Origin of the sequence: Pseudomonas sp. Root569 (assembly GCF_001427465.1) — a bacterium.
GTDB classification, from domain to species: Bacteria; Pseudomonadota; Gammaproteobacteria; order Pseudomonadales; family Pseudomonadaceae; genus Aquipseudomonas; species Aquipseudomonas synxantha.
In genome coordinates this window covers 196,232-214,696 of the sequence record NZ_LMGQ01000023.1, presented here as the reverse complement: position 1 = coordinate 214,696, position 18,465 = coordinate 196,232, and the positions used below count along the sequence as shown (strand labels likewise).

Below are 18,465 nucleotides of genomic sequence, written 5' to 3'. Positions count from 1 at the left end.
ATGCAAGTAGGTTTCAAGGCACTCGCCGAGCAATACGGTATCGCACTTGCACAACCCCTACGCGTCGAATCGGTAATCGGTAAGACACGGATGAGCCGCGAGAGCGATGGACATGTCGAGCGCAAGTATCCCGCCAGCTACCAACCGTCGGACGATTTCGCGGGGCATTTCGAATTTGGGCTCAAGTACGAAGAGATTCACCTTGAGTTTTTTGCCCGTCTGTTTGCCACAGTTGGCCCGAAACCAATCGAAGACTGGTGCCGGCAAGCGCCCTTTGGTCAATATGCTCGCCGCGCTGGATTCTTGTACGAGTGGCTGACGGGACAGCACCTTGATGTGCCGGATGTCACCAATGGCGGTTATGTCGACGCCGTATCAGCGCAGCATTACCTGACGCGTGTTGAGCTTCTGCGGGTACGACGCTGGCGGATAAACAATAATCTTCCCGGTGTGCCAGCGTTCTGCCCCTTGGTCCGCCGTACCGAATCGGTTCAAGAAGTGCTGCAATTTGACCTGGGCGAAGCCCTTCGCGAGCTGAACCAAACCTTTGGCACTGACATCCTGATGCGCACGGCCAGCTGGTTGACGCTCAAGGAGTCGCGGGCCAGCTTTCTGATCGAGCAAGAGTCAGACAAAGCCGACAGGATTCAGCGGTTTGCCCACGTGATTGCCAAGTATTGCGGCCGTATCGAGGATCCGTTGAGCAACGACAGCCTGCACACGTTGCAAGCCGGAATTTTGGGGCACGACGCGTTCGGGCTGGGCTTGCGACGCTCACCGGTCTTCGTGGGGCAGGCGACGATGCGCGAGGATATCGTGCACTACATCGCGCCGGCCTTTGAGGGGCTGCCACACTTGCTCGGTGGCCTAAAGGCATTCGAACTAGCCACACGCGGCGCCGAGCCGTTGGCCCGGGCGGCGGCAATTGCCTTTGCCTTTGTGTATATCCATCCGATGCGCGATGGTAATGGTCGGATTCATCGTTTCTTGATCAACGATATCTTGATTCGTGATAAGGCGGTGCCGGAGGGCGTGATCCTGCCTGTATCGGCCACCATCACCCGTTCGATTGATTTTCGGGCGCGTTATGACCGTACGTTGGAAGTGTTTTCGCGGCCATTTATGCAACGCTATGCAGCGTCCTATCGTTTTGGAAAAGGCGCCGTCTACGAAGACGGCACCTCAAGCAACCTGGTCTTCGATGACTACGACGACGCGCACTTTGCATGGCGCTATCCCGATCTGACCGAGCACGTGCTGTACACGGCGCAGGTCGTGGCGCATACCGTCCGTACCGAGATGGCTGATGAAGCGCGGGTACTCATCATTTTCCAGCTTGCCCAGGAGCGGCTCAAGGAAGTGCTGGAAATGCCGGATCACGACGCGAACCGCATCATTCGCTCGCTCAAGGAAAATGGCTGGCAGGTATCAGGGAAACTGAAGAAAGCCTATCCGCAGTTGGACGATACGGGCCGTGCAGAGCGTGTTGTGGAAGCCGTGCGATCGGCATTTGAAGAGCGAGAGGTGGGGAGTGGCGAAGATTGATTGGGGCAGATTTGGGCCGTGCATGAACTTCTCGTGGACTGCTATCTAACAGGCGCTACTGAGCAAATGTGGGAGGGGCGGTGCGACGATTCGACTTGCGCCTCCCACTTTTTCCATTCCTCAATCAATCCGCGCCAAGCGTTCAATTACCGGCTGCTCCCGATGCTCGGCCTGCCACAGGTCGTAGGCACTTTGCATCGACAACCACAGCTGTGCAGTACTTACACCGGCCCGCTCTAACCGGACGGCACGGTCCGGGCTGACCGGGGCGTGGCCATGCAGGATCCTTGAAAAAGTCTCGCGGGCGAAGCCAAGACGTCGCGCCATTTCGGTAATGGTGATACCCAGGGCAGGGATCACATCTTCGAGCAAGATTTCACCTGGGTGAGGTGGGTTGTGCATCGGCATGTTGGTACGTCCTTCGACTATGGGCATTCAACCGCGAAGGCTAGAAGGACCAGTTCCAAGCAACAACCCCAAAACGCTGTATGAAACTTCCTGCACGCACTTCGACATAAAAGGCTTCGGATTTTTCCTGCAAGATTTTGAGCCGTGCATGAACTTGTGGTGAGAGGTCCGCACGCCTAGTCTTCGTCCCGTCATCGCAAAAAACGGTGACACGGACGTGCAAGTCCGACGAAACTGTTTAGGCGTATGAACGCCCAGCCATCCAACGGGCGTTTTTTGTGCTCGCTGCTTTATGGCGGCTGCGCGCAGGAGGTCTTCGGACCTGCTGGGTGTCCTAAACAGGCCCGGTCTTGCACACCTGCGCACGGTCGCCACCCTCATTCGCGTGCAAGCGAACGGTGGCGCTCCTTACTGACTGTTTAGGAGTTTCATCATGATCAAACCTACCCCCAATCCACCCCTCTTCACCGTAAACCCCCACCAAAACACCGAAACCCTGCTGGTCAACGCCAGCGAAACCCTGTCCTCCCTCAACGCACTCACCTGCAACCTGGCTTTCGACTTGGACACTTCCCAGCGCGCCGTCATGCTCGGGATTCAGCAAATGGCAGAGATAGGACAGCTATTGGTGGATCAAGCACTGGAACAGATATCCCCCTCCTCAGCGGCTTAAAACTTGATCGTTCCCAAAAAGGGACCTATCGTTCCCTTTTTGGGACTCATTGGCCGCTGCCATGCACACCTTGCCGCTCAGTACTGCGCTCTTCACGGTCACCCAGCAAAAAGTGCTGGGCCTGCTTTTCGGCAAGCCCGACCAAAGCTTTTTCACCAATGAAATTGCCCGGTGGGCCCAGGTGGGTAAGGGTAGCCTCACCCGAGAGTTGGAGCGTTTGCAGTTGGCGGGCATCTTGAACATGACGCGCCAAGGCAACCAGACTCACTACCAAGCCAACCCTCAGTGCCCGATTTACTCGGAACTGTTGGCTATCGTGCGCAAGACGCTGAGCCTGGACGAGCCATTGCGCAATGCACTGGCACCGTTTGCCGAGCAGATCACCTGGGCGTTTATCTACGGTTCCATCGCCAAGGGTGAGGCGCACTCATCCAGTGACATAGATCTGATGCTGATCGGTCAAAGCCTCAACTACAGTGAAGTCATGGAGCAACTCATGCCGCTGGAAGAGCAACTGGGTCGCACCATCAACCCGACGCTGTACACCCCTGAAGACTGGATCGGTAAATGGAATGCCGGGAACAGTTTCGTGCAGCGGGTAGTGCAGCAGGACAAGATCAATCTGTTAGGGGGCAACCCTCTGGAATCCACGGATGGACAGCAAGGCAAACCTGGAGAATCTGCAACGTAGTGGTGGCTTGAAGGCTGAGCCGCCGGATCGCAGGGAGTGTGACGGGCTGATGCGTTCAGCTCGTGATCGATTGAAGGACGCCGCAACCCCACAGCTATCATTCGCCAGCCGTTTCGATCTGGCTTACAACGCCGCCCATGCTATCGCCCTCACGGCTTTGCGCTTGCAAGGCTATCGTTCTGACAAACGCTATCTGGTCTTTCAATGTCTGGTTCACACCCTCGACGCGAGCAAGGTGCAGGTGCGGTTGTTGGCGTTGTGTCATGAGCGTCGCAACCTGGCGGAATACGAAGGGTATATGGATGAGGATGAGGCCCTGCTAAGCCAGTTGATCGATAGCGCGACGGTATTGCTGGTCAAAGTGGAAGATTTGTTGGCTGGCCTTGATCAGAGATAGCGCGGTTAGTTCGGTCCCACACAGGGACTGCTATCTGACAGGCGCTACTGAGCAAATGTGGGAGGGGCGGTGCGACGATTCGACTTGCCGCCGATAGCGGTGTATCAGCCAAAATTTAATAGCTGACCCAGCGGAATCGGGAGCAAGCCCCTCCCTCATTTTGATCTTCATTACTCCAGGCGTAACAGTCTGCCGCTGAGCTTGATTGATAGCCCCCAAATTCACTCCTAAGGTACAGCCCCACGACAGCAAACCCCGTGGAGCGACCATGACAACAACCATCACCCCCGACTCGCGCTGGACGCGGCGGCGCGACGAGAAGCAGCGGCGGCTCGGGCTGGTCAAAAAAATTGCAGACGGGGCGGTGCTGCCCAGTGACAAGATCGTCGAGGCGCTTGAAGCGCTGATCCTCCCCGGCGACCGCGTGGTACTGGAAGGCAACAACCAGAAGCAGGCCGACTTCCTCTCGCGCTCCCTGGCCAAGGCCAACCCGGCCAAGCTCCACGATTTGCACATGATCATGCCCAGTGTCGGGCGCGCCGAGCACCTGGACCTGTTTGAAAAGGGCATCGCCCGCAAGCTCGACTTTTCCTTCGCCGGCACTCAATCCTTGCGCATCAGCCAGCTGCTGGAAGATGGCCTGCTGGAAATCGGCGCGATCCATACCTACATCGAACTCTATGCGCGTCTGGTGGTGGACCTGATCCCCAACGTGGTGCTTTCCGCCGGTTTCATGGCCGACCGCGCCGGCAATATCTACACCGGCGCCAGCACCGAAGACACCCCGGCGCTGATCGAACCCGCCGCGTTCAGCGATGGCATTGTCATTGTGCAGGTCAACCAGTTGGTGGACGATGTCACCGATTTGCCCCGTGTGGACATCCCCGCAAGCTGGGTGGATTTCGTGGTGGTGGCCGACAAGCCGTTCTACATCGAACCGCTGTTCACCCGCGACCCGCGCCATATCAAGCCGGTGCATGTGTTGATGGCGATGATGGCGATCCGTGGCATCTATGAAAAACACAATGTGCAGTCCCTCAACCATGGCATCGGCTTCAACACTGCCGCCATCGAATTGATCCTGCCCACCTACGGCGAATCCCTGGGGCTCAAGGGCAAGATCTGCCGTAACTGGACACTCAACCCGCACCCCACGCTGATCCCGGCGATTGAAAGCGGTTGGGTCGAGAGCGTGCATTGCTTCGGCACCGAGCTGGGCATGGAAAACTACATCGCCGCTCGCCCGGATGTGTTCTTCACCGGTCGCGATGGCTCGATGCGCTCCAATCGCATGTTCTGCCAACTGGCCGGCCAGTACGCGGTGGACCTGTTTATCGGCGCCACCCTGCAGGTGGATGGCGACGGGCATTCCAGCACCGTGACCCGTGGCCGCCTTGCCGGTTTCGGTGGTGCGCCGAACATGGGCCACGACCCACGTGGTCGTCGGCACGGCACACCGGCCTGGCTGGATATGCGCCATGACGATGCGCCGGAAGCGCTGCTTGAGCGCGGCAAAAAACTCGTGGTGCAAATGGTCGAGACCTTCCAGGAAGGCGGCAAACCGACCTTTGTCGACACCCTCGACGCAGTAGAAGTGGCCCGCAAAAGTGGCATGCCCCTGGCGCCGATCATGATCTACGGCGACGACGTTACCCACTTGCTCACCGAAGAGGGCATCGCTTACCTCTACAAGGCGCGCTCCCTGGAAGAACGCCAGGCAATGATCGCTGCCGTCGCCGGGGTGACGGCCATCGGTATGCGGCATAACCCCAAGGACACCGTCCGTATGCGCCGCGAAGGCTTGATTGCCTTGCCCGAAGACCTGGGTATCCGCCGCACCGACGCCACCCGCGAGTTGCTGGCTGCCAAGAGCGTAGCCGACCTGGTGGAATGGTCCGGCGGCTTGTACAACCCGCCTGCCAAATTCAGGAGCTGGTAAATGCACGCTCTCAAACAGCATGAACTGAGCCTGGCTGATCGCCTGGCGGATATGGCCGTCGACGCGCTGATTGATGAAGCGGATTTGTCGCCCAAACCCGCCTTGGTAGACCGGCGCGGCAACGGCGCCCACAGTGATTTGCACCTGGGCCTGATGCACGCCTCAGCGCTGTCGCTGTGGCCGATGTTCAAGGAAATGGCCGAGGCTGCCCTTGTATTCGGTGAAGTCGGTGTGCCCTTGCGTGAAGCACTCGGCCGTCTTGGCCGCGAAGGCGAGCAAGCGATGCTCATCACTACCAACGGCGTAAATACCCATCGCGGCGCAATCTGGGCTCTTGGTTTGCTCACCGCAGCAGCGGCCCTGCAACCACGCGCCGTAACCCTGACCGCGGCCAAACTAGCTCTGCTCGAAGACCGCTTCGCGCCGCAACCGCTGAGCCACGGCGCACAGGTCGCCCAGCGCTACGGCGCACGCGGTGCCCGTGAAGAAGCGCAACTGGGCTTCCCCGCTGTGATGCAACGCGGCCTGCCGCAACTGCATAAAAGCCGCGGGCAAAACGCCGGTGAGCAAAATGCCCGCCTGGATGCATTGCTCGCGATCATGACCGAGCTGGCCGACACCTGCGTGCTCTACCGCGCCGGCACTGAAGGCCTCCAAGCCATGCAGCAAGGCGCCCAGGCCGTGCTCGACGCTGGCGGTAGCGCAACCCTCGCGGGCCGTCGCCAACTGCACGCACTGGACCAGCAACTCCTGGCCCTGAATGCCTCCCCTGGCGGCGCTGCCGACTTGCTCGCCGCCTGCCTGTTTATCGACCGCCTCGACGGAGCGTTGTGATGGAAACCTTATCCTTTGAATTCCCCGCGGGCCAGCCGCCAAAAGGCCGCGCGCTGGTGGGTTGCGTCGGTTCGGGCGACCTCGAAGTGCTGCTGGAGCCGGGCACTCCCGGCACGCTGACCATCCAAGTGCAGACCTCGGTCAACGGCGCCGAGCAACGTTGGCAGCACCTGTTCGAACGCATCTTCCAGGAGCAGACGCCACCTGCCTTGAACATCGATATCCACGATTTCGGCGCCACCCCCGGCGTGGTGCGTTTGCGCCTGGAGCAAGGTTTCGAGGAGGTCGGCCATGACTGATTTGCTCAACAAACACAGCTTCGTCGAACTCGGTGCGCGGCAGCGCGCCAAGGCGCTGTTGGATGCTGGCACTTATCGTGAACTGATCGACCCGTTCCAACGGGTCATGTCGCCGTGGCTCAGCCGCCAGGGCGTGGTGCCCCAGGCCGATGACGGTGTGGTGATTGCCAAGGGCAGCATCGGCGGTTTGCCGGTAGTGGTCGCCGCTATCGAGGGCAATTTCCAAGGCGGCAGCCTCGGTGAAGTCGGTGGCGCAAAAATCGCGGGGGCACTGGAACTGGCCGCCGAAGACAACCGCAACGCCATACCGACCCGTGCCGTGCTGCTGCTGGAGACCGGTGGGGTGCGCTTGCAGGAAGCCAATCTGGGGCTGGCCGCGATTGCTGATATCCATGCTGCGATTGTCGACCTGCGCCAGTACCAGCCGGTGGTCGGTGTGGTGGCGGGCAGTGTCGGTTGTTTTGGTGGTATGTCCATCGCGGCCGGACTGTGCAGTTACCTGGTGGTCACCCGCGAAGCGCGCCTGGGTTTGAATGGCCCGCAAGTGATCGAGCAGGAGGCCGGCCTGGAAGAATACGACTCCCGCGACCGGCCTTTCATCTGGAGCCTTACGGGCGGCGAACAACGTTTTAACAGTGGCTTAGCCGACCGTTACGTGGCGGACGATGTGGCGCAGATCCAGCAGACCGTGAGTGCGCTGTTGCAACACGGGGCGCCCGAACAACCCCGCAGCCGGCGCGCTGATTTCTACCTGGCGCGGCTGGCCGAACTCGACGCAACCGCGCAAATCGAACCCGCAACGGTTCGCGCTCTGTATCAGGGAGAAGGTTCATGAGAGGGCTGCAATGGTTCAACGCATTGAGCGTCGGCGCGACACTCGTAGAGGGCTTGCCGGACTCATTGAAAGTCGCAGACGGCGTCTTGGGTGAACAGGCGGTGCGCTTTATCGCGGTGGTCACCGACCCGAATAACCGCTTCCCGCGTGCGCGCAATGGCGAAGTCGGGTTGCTGGAAGGTTGGGGGCTAGCCAAGGCCGTCGATGAAGCCATCGAGAGGGGTGACAAACGCCCGCTGATCGCCGTTGTCGATGTGCCCAGCCAAGCCTACGGCCGTCGTGAAGAGGCGCTCGGCATTCACCAGGCCCTGGCCGCCGCCGCCGACAGCTACGCTCGCGCACGCCTGGCCGGCCACCCGGTGATTGCACTGCTGGTGGGCAAGGCCATGTCCGGTGCGTTTCTGGCCCACGGTTACCAGGCCAATCGCTTGATTGCCCTGCGTGATCCCGGCGTGATGGTGCACGCCATGGGCAAGGCTTCGGCCGCACGGGTGACCCTGCGCAGCGTCGAAGAATTGGAAGCCCTGGCCGCCAGCGTGCCGCCGATGGCCTATGACATCGACAGCTATGCCAGCCTGGGTCTGCTCTGGGAGACCTTGTCGGTGAGCCAGATTGAACAGCCGACAACGGACGATGTGGTGCGGGTCAGCGATTGCCTGGTGCAGGCGATCAAAGATGTCGCGCAGCCTGATTTAAAAGGACGTCTCGGTGCGACTAATCGCGCCGCGTCAAGCCATGTACGCCAACTGCTGCGGGAACAATGGTGAACGCCCATGACTTGCTCTGGGGCATGACCCCCGCGCATCTGCCCGCTGACGCTCCGGCCTGGGCGCGGGACGCGCTGAGCGCCGGCCATCCAGTAGTGGTGCGGCGCGCCGTCACCGATCCGGGCCAAGTGGCGGTTGGTGTGCGTGGGCGTTTGCGTGAGCAGCGGTTTGCGGCGGTGATGCCCATTGCAGGGGTGCAACGGTGCGTGGTGCCCGAAGACTTGCGCCAGGTGATCTCGCCACGGGATTTACCGGCGCTGCGGGCGCTCGATCAACTGCGGCCAGTGTTGGCGCAGTATCACTGGGGCGTCAGCGGTAGCGCCGGATTTGAATTGGCGAGCGGCGTCGAAGCGTTGCATGTCATGAGTGACCTGGATTTGATTTTGCGCACCCCCGAACCGCTTGATCGCTTTGAGGCGCGGGCGTTACTGGCGAAACTCGACACCGCGCCGTGCGCCGTGGACCTGCAACTGCAAACCCCGTTTGGCGCTGTCGCCTTGCGCGAATGGGCCGGCGTATCTCGTCGTGTGCTGCTCAAAACCAGCAGCGGCGCACACCTTGTGCTCGACCCTTGGCAGGCTGTGGCATGAGCAGCCTCCTGGTGTTTCCGGGGCAGGGCGCTCAGCGGGCGGGTATGCTCCAGGCGCTATCGGCCGAGGTTCTGGAAGAAGCCAGTGATGCCTTGGGTGAAGATGTGCGTCAGCTCGATTCGGCGCAAACCTTGGCGAGCACGCGTGCGGTGCAACTGTGCCTGCTGATCGTCGGCGTCGCCCATGCCCGTCAGTTGCAACATACGCCTGATTACGTGGCGGGCCTGTCCATCGGCGCCTACCCAGCCGCCGTCATCGCCGGTGCCCTGAACTTCGCTGACGCGGTAAAGCTGGTGAGCTTGCGGGGCGAGCTGATGCAGCAGGCTTATCCACAGGGCTATGGCATGACCGCCCTGATTGGCCCTGAATTATCCCGCGTCGAGGCGCTGCTGGCGGATATCCACAGCCCACTGACCCCGGTGTACCTGGCCAATATCAACGCCGATAACCAGACCGTCATCGCCGGCAGTGATGAAGCCATGAAGCTCGTCGCCGAACGCATCAAAGGCAGCGGCATCGCCAAGCGCCTGGCCGTCAGCGTGCCGTCCCATTGCGCGTTGCTGGAACAGCCGGCCCAGGTCCTGGCCCAAGCCTTCGTGCCGCTCAAGGCGCCGCGCATCACCTACCTGAGCAGCACCCGCGCACGACCAATCCACAACCCCGAGCAACTGCGCGATGACCTGGCTTTCAATATGTGCCGCGTCGTCGACTGGCGCGGCACCGTGCAAAGCGCCTATGAGCGCGGCGTGCGCCTGCAGATCGAATTGCCTCCGGGCGCGGTGCTCACCGGCCTGTCACGGCGGGTCTTCGACCAAGGCACGGTGATCGCCTGCGAAGGCGCACGCCTGGATACCTTGCAGGCCCTGCTGCAAGAGGAGGAACGCCGCCACCGATAAAGCAGCACCCAAGGCTTTCGAAGCACAAAAACAACAATTTCGAACGAGCACTTTGAGGACAACGATAATGATTATCTACGGTGTGGCATTGCTGGCGATCTGCACGCTTGCAGGCGTGATCATGGGCGACATGCTTGGCGTGTTGCTGGGCGTCAAATCCAACGTAGGCGGCGTGGGGATCGCGATGATCCTGCTGATCTGCGCGCGGTTGTGGATGCAAAAGCGCGGTGGCATGACTAAGGACTGCGAGATGGGCGTGGGCTTCTGGGGCGCCATGTACATCCCGGTGGTGGTGGCGATGGCGGCGCAGCAAAACGTAGTAACGGCGCTGCATGGCGGCCCGGTTGCAGTGCTCGCGGCCATTGGTTCGGTCGTGGTGTGTGGTTGCACCATCGCCTTGATCAGCCGCACCCACAAGGGCGAGCCCTTGCCGCCCGAAGAGCCGCTGATTCTCGTCGCGGGAGGTCGCTGATATGTGGGACCTCATTGAAAAAGGCTTGGAACATAACGGCCTGATTACCGCTTTTGCGTTCGTTGGCGTGGTGATGTGGATTTCCGTGGTGCTGTCCAAGCGCCTGACGTTCGGGCGCATTCATGGCTCGGCGATTGCCATTGTTATCGGCCTGGTCGTGGCTTGGGTCGGCGGCACTCTCACGGGTGGGCAAAAGGGCCTGGCGGACCTTGCGCTGTTTTCCGGGATCGGCCTGATGGGCGGTGCGATGTTGCGTGACTTCGCCATCGTCGCTACGGCGTTCGAAGTGCAAGCCACCGAGGCGCGCAAGGCCGGGATGATCGGCGTGATTGCACTGCTGCTGGGCACGATCCTGCCGTTTATTGTTGGCGCGAGCATGGCCTGGGCCTTTGGTTATCGCGATGCGATCAGCATGACCACTATCGGAGCTGGCGCTGTAACCTACATCGTCGGCCCGGTGACCGGCGCGGCGATTGGCGCGACCTCGGATGTGATGGCGCTGTCGATCGCAACGGGGTTGATCAAGGCGATACTGGTGATGGTTGGCACGCCAGTGGCGGCGCGCTGGATGGGCCTGGATAACCCGCGTTCGGCGATGGTGTTTGGTGGGTTGGCCGGCACCGTGAGTGGCGTGACGGCGGGCCTGGCGGCGACGGATCGGCGGCTGGTACCGTATGGCGCGCTGACGGCGACGTTCCATACCGGGCTTGGGTGTTTGCTTGGCCCTTCGCTGCTGTACTTCATTGTGCGTGGGTTGGTTGGTTAGGTTTGCGGACTGTGGTGTTTGGTCGGGCGCAATCGGGGGCAAGCCCCCGATGGCATTCTCAAGCCTGGCGATTAGCATACATCCGACACTCCGCCAGCAGCGCCAGCAGGTTCGGGTCGCGCTCCTTGGCCTTCAGGAACACCACGCCGATATGCTGCTGCAACCGATACCGGGGTTGCAGCGGTATCAGCTTCACGCGGTTTTCATACACTGCTGCAATCCGCCCCGGCAGCAGGGCATAACCCACCCCTGAACTGACCATGCTCAGCAGAGTGAAGATGTCGTTCACCTGCATCGCCACCTTCGGCTCGAACCCCGCCTGCTTGAACACCCGATTGCCGTCCTGGTGCGTGGCAAAACCCTGGGTGAGGGTGATGAAGGTGGCGTCGCGCACGTCGGCCAGGTCGATTTCCAGATTGCGATCCAGAGGCGAATCGGCCGGGGTGGCGAGGAAGATGTCATCGCTGAACAGGGCGATCTGCTCACAGTCGGGGTCGTTGGCGTGTTCGTCGAGGGAGATGAGGATCGCGTCGACTTCCATGTTCTTGAGTTTGTAGAGCAGGTCGAAATTGGAGCCGAGGATCAGGTCGATGTTGAGTTCGCTGCGGCGGATCTTCAGGCCCATGATCAGTTGCGGTACGGTTTTTACCGTCAGCGAATACAGCGAGCCGAGCTTGAAACGCTCAGCGGAGAAGCCGGCGGCTTCGCGGGTCAGGCGTACGCTGTCGACCACATCGGCCACCAGTTTTTGTGCGCGTTCTTCAAGCACATAGGCGCTTTCCAGCGGGGTGAGGTTGCGACCTTCGTGTTTGAACAGCGGGCAGCGCAGGGCATTTTCCAAGGAGTGGATGGCGCGATGAACGCTGACGTTGCTGGTTTGCAACTCGGCGGCGGCGCGGGCCAGGTTGCCGGTGCGCATGAACGCCAGGAAGATTTCCAGCTTCTTGAGGGTGAACTCTTCGTCGATCAGCATGGCCGTGGGCTCTTGTTCGATTACCTACAATTGTGCCCGCAAACGCGTGCGCCGTCCTCGGAACGTCACAAGCCGCTTGCACTCTTATGCGCAAGGCTGGACGCTTGCCAGCCTGTTCTTGAAGGTTATGGGGAGGTCGGTGATAGATGTACCACGGGGAACGATTCAACGCCTGGAGCCATTTGCTCGGTGCAGTCGCTGCATGTATTGGCGCCGTGTGGATGTTGGTGGTGGCGAGCCTGGACGGCAGCCCCTGGAAGATCGTCAGCGTGGCGATCTACGGCTTTACCCTGATGGTGCTGTACAGCGCGTCGACGGTGTACCACAGCGTGCAGGGGCGGCGAAAAGCGATCATGCAGAAGGTCGATCATTTTTCCATCTACCTGTTGATCGCCGGCAGCTATACGCCGTTTTGCCTGGTGACCCTGCGCGGGCCATGGGGCTGGACGCTGTTCGGCATCGTGTGGGGGCTGGCGGTGATCGGCATCCTGCAAGAGATCAAGCCGCGCTCGGAGGCGCGGATTCTGTCCATTGTGATTTATGCCGTGATGGGCTGGATCGTACTCGTGGCAGTCAAGCCGCTGATGGCGGCGCTGGGTACGGCGGGATTCATCTGGTTGGCGTCGGGCGGGGTGTTGTATACCGTCGGTATTATCTTTTTTGCCCTGGAGGATCGCCTGCGCCATTCCCATGGGATCTGGCATCTGTTTGTCATCGGCGGCAGCCTGCTGCATTTCGTGGCGATCATGCATTACGTGCTCTGAATGAAGGGGGCATTCTGAAGGCGCTCGAGCAACTCACGTGCCCGGTTGCCGAAGATATGCAACAGGTCGGCCAACATATGCGGAGGCGGTTCGTTGGCGCGGGTCAGGGCGTACAGGGTGATCGGCAACTGCGGGACAAGCGTGCGGATGCACATCGTCGTCGTGGACGCACCGAGGGCCGTGAAGGGATCAATCACCGTTATTCCCGCACCGGATTCAACCATGGCCCGGGCCAGGGAATAGGTTTGTACGGAAATGCTTATTTGTGGCGGTGGGTCAATATTTTCCAGGTAACTGTCGAGCTTTGCCGCCAACGGATCAGCGCTGGAAAGACCAATCAGCGACGTGTTCGCCAGTTCGGCCAAAGGCAATGGCTTGCTTGATTCAGCCTCAGGCCAGTAAGCCTTGGAGGCCAACGCTACCAGCGCCCCGTTTGCCAGTATCTGGCTGGTGAGCCCCGGGTGGCCGGAGAAATTGAGGGTCAGTGCCAGGTCGATTTCGCGCATCAACAACTGCTGCACCAGCTCGCGGCTATGGTCGCTGGACAGCTCACAGACCATGTCCGGGTAGCTGCGCTTCCACTCAAGGATTGACGGTGGCAGCAGCGACTGTGCCAGCGCCGGGATGGCGCCGATGCGCACGCTTTGTTCAGACGTATGGCGCAAGCTCTTGGCCAGCCGTTGCACTCCTTGCAGACTCGTTGTGACTTTCTCTACTTCGCTTTCCAAGGCCAGGGCTTCCGGTGTGGGCTGTAACTTGCCACGCACCCTTAGAAACAACGGAAAGCCGAGCTGCAATTCGGCGTGCTGCAGCACCTTGGTCACCGCTGGTTGCGAGACGTGCAGCAACTGCGCGGCGGCGCTGACGGAGCCGGTCTGGCGGATGGCCTGGAAGATTTCGATATGTCGCAGACGCATGGGTTTTCATAACCTTAACTTATAGGTGGCTTACCTTTATTCATTGTTCAACTTTTGTCACTTGAACCTACTCTGGAATTCGTTTCAATCCATGTGAGGTGTCAATATGGCAAGGCGAGTATGTATCATCGGCGGCGGTGTCATCGGGTTGGCGAGTGCCTATGCATGTGTGCGTGCAGGCATGGAAGTCACCTTGGTCGAAGCGCAAAAAAAACTGGGTAATGTCACCAGTTTTGCGAATGGTGGCCAACTGTCCTACCGCTATGTCACCCCCCTTGCTGATGCTGGTGTACCACTCAAGGCGCTTGGCTTTCTGCTGCGCTCGGAGTCTCCCCTGAAGCTCAGGCCCCGGCTGGACCTTTCACAATGGCGCTGGCTCGCCTCTTTCCTCGGCGCCTGCCGCTCCTCGGTCAACCGTACAAACTCCGCACATTTGCTTCGCCTGGCAGCGATGAGCCAGGACGTCCTGAACCGCTGGCGAGTAGAGGACCATCTGGAAGGGTTCAACTGGAAGCGCAATGGAAAACTGCTGACCTTCCGTTCCGATGACAGCTTCGCGCAGGGGCGGCGCAGATTGACTGACCCCCTCCAGCAACAAGTGCTATCGGCCGAAGACTGCCGCAAGCTTGAACCGTCCCTGATGGAGGGGACCTTTGTCGGCGGTATTTACAACCCCAATGAAGAGGTTGCCGATTGCCATGCATTTTGCCAGCAGCTTGGCGGGCATTTGGAGGCATCGGGACGCTGCCGCATTGTCTACGGGCGCAAAGTATTGCGTGTCCATGAGGCGTTTAATACGGCTGTAGCCGTAGAGCTTGAGGACGAAGTCATCCCTGTGGAGAACCTGATCCTGGCAGCCGGTCACAACAGTTCAAGCCTGGGTCTGCCAGGTATGCGTCTACCGCTTTACCCCCTCAAGGGCTACAGCCTCAGCGTGCCCATCGGCGAGCAGCACAATGCCCCGAAGGTCAATGTGACCGATTACGACCGCAGGGCTGTTTATGCCCGGATCGGCGATCAGTTACGTGTCGCCGCCATGGTCGACATGGTGGGTTTCAACAGCGCCCCGGAGCCCAAGCGCCTGGCGGTGATAAAACGCTTGGCCCGCCAGACGTTTCCGATGGGCGGCAACTATGACGCTGCGGTTGAATGGGCAGGGATGCGGCCAGCGACGCCCACCGGCCTGCCACTGATTGGCGCCAGTTCCTATCGCAATCTATGGCTCAACCTTGGGCATGGCGCTCTTGGCTTCACGCTCGCGTGTGCCAGCGGCCAGTTGCTGGCCGAAATGATTGCAGAGCGGTCGACTTCGATTGACGCACATGTGTTTCTTCCCAAGGCGGCCTGACCTTTGGTTGTTGGAGTGTAAAGAGATGAATAGCGATGCCTGGATAGGCCGGCTGCCGGCTCGACCTATAGCTATAGCCAGCGAGACTACCCTATGCAAAAAACAGCGGTAAACCGTTGCATTTTCAAGGTCTGCATTTTCGCTTCGCTGACGCTGGGACTACCCCTGGCGTCAGCGAGCGAATCCAGCGCAACCTTGAAGAAAATCACTGCCAGCCAGCAAATTTCCGTTGGCTATCGTGATGCGTCAGTGCCGTTCTCGTATATAGGCGATCAGAGCGGCAAGCCGATGGGGTATTCGGTGGACCTCACCCACAGGATCGTCGAGCGCGTCCGGGAACAGGCCGGCCTGAAAAACTTGCGTGTGAATTATCGCCTGGTGACGTCCCAGACCCGGATCCCATTGGTACAGAACGGCACCGTTGACCTGGAGTGTGGCTCCACCGGAGTGACCGCCGAACGGCAGAAGCAGGTGGCATTTTCCTATGGGTTTATCTATGTGAAGGGGCAGTTACTGACGGCCAGGACCAGCGGCATCCACGGACTCTCCGACCTCAAGGGCAAGAACGTGGTGACCACCGCCGGCACCACCAACGAACGCTTCCTCAAACGCTACAACGCCGAGCATCAGAGCAATATGTTCGTGATCAGCGCCAAGGACCACGGCGAAGCGTTCAAGATGCTGGAGACCGGCCGTGCGGTGGCGTTCTATATGGACGATGCGCTGCTCTACGGCGAACGCGCCAAGGCCAGGGACCCACACCATTGGGTGGTCGTGGGCAAGGAGCAATCGCGGGAGATCTACAGCTGCATGGTGCGCAAGGATGACCCACAGTTTCTCGCGGTGGTTAACCAGGCCCTGGGCGACCTTTACCACTCGGGGGCGATCAACGGGATTTACCAGCGCTGGTTCGAGCAGCCGATTCCACCGAATGGCTTGAACCTGGAGTTTCCGATGACCAGTGAGTTGAAGGCGATCATTGCCAGCCCGGTCAGCGACCCGGTGGAGTGATCACCTCATCCACCTTTAGAAGTCGCCCCAGAGTTGCTGCGCAACGCCCAGCGCCACCACCGGCGCGGTTTCGGTACGTAATACTCGCGGCCCCAATCGCGCGGCATGGAAGCCCGCGCCCTGGGCGGTTTCGACTTCTCCATCCGTCAAGCCACCTTCCGGCCCGATCAGGAAAGCCAGCCGCGATGGCTTGGCATGGCTGATCATCGGCTCGGCCACCGGGTGCAGCACCAGCTTCAGGTCGGCCTCGACCTGCTTGAGCCAGTCTGCCAACAGCACCGGCGCATGAATCACCGGCACCGTCGAACGCCCACATTGCTCGCAGGCGCTGATTGCCACTTGGCGCCAGTGCAGCAGACGCTTGTCGGCGCGCTCGTCCTTGAGGCGCACTTCGCAGCGCTCGGTGAAGATCGGCGTGATCGCGTTGACGCCCAGTTCAGTGGCTTTCTGGATCGCCCAATCCATACGCTCGCCCCGGGATAGGCCCTGGCCGAGGTGGACGTGCAGCGGTGATTCGGCCTGGCCGGCAAAGCACTCCGTCAGTTGTACGGTGACGCGCTTTTTACCGACTTCCAGCAAGGTGCCCCGGAACTCCTGGCCAGAACCGTCGAACAATTGCACGGCATCGCCTTCACCCATGCGCAACACACGGCTGATGTAATGCGCCTGGGCTTCGGGCAGTTCATGGTCGCCGAGGCTCAGCGGGGCGTCGGTGAAAAAGCGGGACAGTCTCATTTCTGTTCTCTGAAAAGGTGTATGTAGGCAATCAACCCGGATCACGGAAGCCTGGGTGAAAATCTTTCGGCACTGCCACACTGACTTTGCTGTTAGTGGCGATATCAATCCCCTCGCTGGCCACCTCGGCCAGGAAGTCGATCTGCTCAGGTGTAATCACATAGGGCGGCAGGAAGTACACCACGCTGCCCAACGGCCGCAACAGCGCGCCGCGTTCCAGGGCATGCTCGAAAACCTTCAGGCCACGGCGTTCCTGCCATGGGTAGGCAGTCTTGGTGGCTTTGTCCTGCACCATCTCGATGGCCAGCACCATGCCGGTCTGGCGGACTTCCGCGACATGGGGATGGTCGACCAGGTGCGCGGTGGCGGTCGCCATGCGCTGGGCCAGGGCCTTGTTGTTTTCGATGACGTTGTCTTCTTCAAAGATATCCAGCGTCGCCAAGGCCGCCGCGCACGCCAGCGGGTTGCCGGTGTAGCTGTGGGAGTGCAGGAAGGCGCGCAGGGTAGGGTAGTCGTCGTAGAACGCTTCGTAGACATCGTCGGTGGTGACCACGGCGGCCAATGGCAGGTAACCGCCAGTGAGGGCCTTGGACAGGCAAAGGAAGTCAGGGCGGATGCCGGCCTGTTCACAGGCGAACATGCTGCCTGTGCGACCGAAGCCCACGGCGATTTCGTCGTGGATCAGGTGCACGCCGTAGCGGTCGCAGGCTTCGCGCAACAGCTTGAGATACACCGGGTGATACATGCGCATGCCGCCTGCACCCTGAATCAACGGCTCGACGATCACGGCGGCGACGGTCTCGTGGTGGTCGGCCAGGGTCTGTTCCATGGCCAGGAACATGTTGCGCGAATGTTCTTCCCAGCTCATGCCGTCGGGGCGCAGGTAGCAGTCCGGGCTCGGCACCTTGATGGTGTCGAGCAGCAGCGCCTTGTAGGTTTCGGTAAACAGCGGCACGTCGCCCACCGACATCGCGGCGATGGTTTCGCCATGGTAGCTGTTGGTCAGGGTGACGAAGCGCTTCTTGTTCGGCAGGCCACGGTTGAGCCAGTAGTGAAAGCTCATCTTCAAGGCGACTTCGATGCAGGATGAGCCGTTATCAGCATAGAAGCAGCGCGTCAGGCCCTCAGGTGTCATCTGCACCAGGCGCTCGGACAGCTCGATCACCGGCTGGTGGCTGAAACCGGCGAGGATCACGTGCTCCAGCTGATCGACCTGGTCCTTGATGCGCTGGTTGATGCGCGGGTTGGCGTGGCCAAACACATTGACCCACCAGGAACTGACGGCATCGAGGTAGCGCTTGCCTTCGAAATCTTCCAGCCATACGCCTTCACCGCGCTTGATCGGGATCAGCGGCAGTTGCTGGTGGTCTTTCATCTGGGTGCAGGGATGCCACAGCACCGCGAGGTCGCGTTGCATCCACTGGTTATTCAAGCCCATCGGTGATCTCCTCGAAGCGGTCCTGCGGCCGGCGCAGGCGAAACAATCGCGCAAGCCTATGCAATGGTGGCGCCTGTCACAAGCCATTGTGGGGCAATTGGCGGTAAATGCAGGACGGTCTGTCGCGTTTCTTGGGAATAGTCTTAATCCCTTGTTAATTTATGATA

General features: G+C 60.3%; 21 protein-coding genes. 16 read left to right on the top strand and 5 right to left on the bottom strand.

Annotated features, from left to right (window positions below):
* Positions 1-1,545, top strand: a complete 1,545-nt coding sequence (locus ASD70_RS16535; RefSeq protein ID WP_056847037.1) for a Fic family protein — start codon at positions 1-3, stop codon at positions 1,543-1,545.
* Between the two features lie 120 nt (positions 1,546-1,665).
* Here the strand turns inward: ASD70_RS16535 and ASD70_RS16530 are convergent, their stop codons facing one another.
* Positions 1,666-1,953 carry a HigA family addiction module antitoxin gene (locus ASD70_RS16530; RefSeq protein ID WP_056846959.1) on the bottom strand — a complete coding sequence of 96 codons (288 nt, stop codon included), beginning with the start codon at positions 1,951-1,953 and terminating at the stop codon, positions 1,666-1,668.
* A 433-nt stretch (positions 1,954-2,386) separates the two neighbouring features.
* On the opposite strand from ASD70_RS16530, the gene ASD70_RS16525 reads away from it, so the two are divergent.
* The 12 genes from ASD70_RS16525 (at position 2,387) to madM (ending at position 11,112) form a co-directional block, all read left to right on the top strand.
* A complete protein-coding gene (locus ASD70_RS16525; RefSeq protein WP_046069919.1) occupies positions 2,387-2,626 on the top strand; it encodes a DUF6124 family protein in 240 nt (79 codons plus the stop codon).
* A 61-nt stretch (positions 2,627-2,687) separates the two neighbouring features.
* Entirely contained in the window at positions 2,688-3,317 is a 630-nt protein-coding gene (locus tag ASD70_RS16520) for a nucleotidyltransferase domain-containing protein (protein WP_046069918.1), read from the top strand.
* A complete protein-coding gene (locus ASD70_RS16515; RefSeq protein ID WP_056846958.1) occupies positions 3,280-3,714 on the top strand; it encodes a hypothetical protein in 435 nt (144 codons plus the stop codon). The genes ASD70_RS16520 and ASD70_RS16515 overlap by 38 nt, the downstream gene beginning before the upstream one ends.
* A gap of 268 nt (positions 3,715-3,982) precedes the next feature.
* Positions 3,983-5,653 carry a malonate decarboxylase subunit alpha gene (gene mdcA, locus ASD70_RS16510; RefSeq protein WP_046069916.1) on the top strand — a complete coding sequence of 557 codons (1,671 nt, stop codon included), beginning with the start codon at positions 3,983-3,985 and terminating at the stop codon, positions 5,651-5,653.
* Positions 5,654-6,487, top strand: coding sequence for a triphosphoribosyl-dephospho-CoA synthase (locus ASD70_RS16505; protein WP_056846957.1), 834 nt, complete (start codon positions 5,654-5,656; stop codon positions 6,485-6,487).
* Positions 6,487-6,786 carry a malonate decarboxylase subunit delta gene (locus tag ASD70_RS16500; protein WP_025857695.1) on the top strand — a complete coding sequence of 100 codons (300 nt, stop codon included), beginning with the start codon at positions 6,487-6,489 and terminating at the stop codon, positions 6,784-6,786. Before ASD70_RS16505 ends, ASD70_RS16500 begins: the two co-directional genes overlap by 1 nt.
* Positions 6,779-7,621, top strand: a complete 843-nt coding sequence (locus ASD70_RS16495; RefSeq protein ID WP_046069914.1) for a biotin-independent malonate decarboxylase subunit beta — start codon at positions 6,779-6,781, stop codon at positions 7,619-7,621. The genes ASD70_RS16500 and ASD70_RS16495 overlap by 8 nt, the downstream gene beginning before the upstream one ends.
* Positions 7,618-8,388, top strand: a complete 771-nt coding sequence (gene mdcE / locus ASD70_RS16490; RefSeq protein WP_056846956.1) for a biotin-independent malonate decarboxylase subunit gamma — start codon at positions 7,618-7,620, stop codon at positions 8,386-8,388. Before ASD70_RS16495 ends, mdcE begins: the two co-directional genes overlap by 4 nt.
* Positions 8,382-8,978 carry a malonate decarboxylase holo-ACP synthase gene (locus ASD70_RS16485; RefSeq protein ID WP_056846955.1) on the top strand — a complete coding sequence of 199 codons (597 nt, stop codon included), beginning with the start codon at positions 8,382-8,384 and terminating at the stop codon, positions 8,976-8,978. The genes mdcE and ASD70_RS16485 overlap by 7 nt, the downstream gene beginning before the upstream one ends.
* Positions 8,975-9,874, top strand: coding sequence for a malonate decarboxylase subunit epsilon (gene mdcH, locus ASD70_RS16480; RefSeq protein ID WP_056846954.1), 900 nt, complete (start codon positions 8,975-8,977; stop codon positions 9,872-9,874). Before ASD70_RS16485 ends, mdcH begins: the two co-directional genes overlap by 4 nt.
* Before the next feature lie 67 nt (positions 9,875-9,941).
* Positions 9,942-10,346 (top strand): malonate transporter subunit MadL, encoded by a 405-nt coding sequence (madL, locus tag ASD70_RS16475; protein WP_046069910.1) that lies wholly within the window; start codon positions 9,942-9,944, stop codon positions 10,344-10,346.
* 1 nt (position 10,347) lies between these two features.
* Positions 10,348-11,112, top strand: a complete 765-nt coding sequence (gene madM / locus ASD70_RS16470) for a malonate transporter subunit MadM (protein ID WP_056846953.1) — start codon at positions 10,348-10,350, stop codon at positions 11,110-11,112.
* Positions 11,113-11,170: 58 nt separating this feature from the next.
* Here the strand turns inward: madM and ASD70_RS16465 are convergent, their stop codons facing one another.
* Entirely contained in the window at positions 11,171-12,085 is a 915-nt protein-coding gene (locus ASD70_RS16465) for a LysR family transcriptional regulator (protein WP_046069908.1), read from the bottom strand.
* Positions 12,086-12,231: 146 nt separating this feature from the next.
* On the opposite strand from ASD70_RS16465, the gene trhA reads away from it, so the two are divergent.
* The gene (gene trhA, locus ASD70_RS16460; protein WP_046069907.1) at positions 12,232-12,849 is read left to right on the top strand and encodes a PAQR family membrane homeostasis protein TrhA; all 618 of its coding nucleotides are present in this window, start codon (positions 12,232-12,234) and stop codon (positions 12,847-12,849) included.
* Here trhA and ASD70_RS16455 read toward each other — a convergent pair.
* Positions 12,837-13,766, bottom strand: a complete 930-nt coding sequence (locus tag ASD70_RS16455) for a LysR family transcriptional regulator (protein WP_056846952.1) — start codon at positions 13,764-13,766, stop codon at positions 12,837-12,839. The genes trhA and ASD70_RS16455 overlap by 13 nt on opposite strands.
* A gap of 106 nt (positions 13,767-13,872) precedes the next feature.
* Between ASD70_RS16455 and ASD70_RS16450 the strand changes: the two genes are divergently transcribed.
* Both ASD70_RS16450 and ASD70_RS16445 read left to right on the top strand, forming a co-directional pair.
* Entirely contained in the window at positions 13,873-15,114 is a 1,242-nt protein-coding gene (locus ASD70_RS16450) for a D-amino acid dehydrogenase (protein ID WP_056846951.1), read from the top strand.
* Positions 15,115-15,207: 93 nt separating this feature from the next.
* Positions 15,208-16,125 (top strand): transporter substrate-binding domain-containing protein, encoded by a 918-nt coding sequence (locus tag ASD70_RS16445; RefSeq protein WP_046069904.1) that lies wholly within the window; start codon positions 15,208-15,210, stop codon positions 16,123-16,125.
* A 15-nt stretch (positions 16,126-16,140) separates the two neighbouring features.
* Here ASD70_RS16445 and ASD70_RS16440 read toward each other — a convergent pair whose 3' ends face one another.
* A complete protein-coding gene (locus ASD70_RS16440; protein WP_056846950.1) occupies positions 16,141-16,860 on the bottom strand; it encodes a 16S rRNA (uracil(1498)-N(3))-methyltransferase in 720 nt (239 codons plus the stop codon).
* A gap of 31 nt (positions 16,861-16,891) precedes the next feature.
* Complete coding sequence (locus ASD70_RS16435) at positions 16,892-18,298, bottom strand: adenosylmethionine--8-amino-7-oxononanoate transaminase (protein WP_046069902.1); 1,407 nt, start codon at positions 18,296-18,298, stop codon at positions 16,892-16,894.
* Positions 18,299-18,465 lie beyond the last annotated feature (167 nt).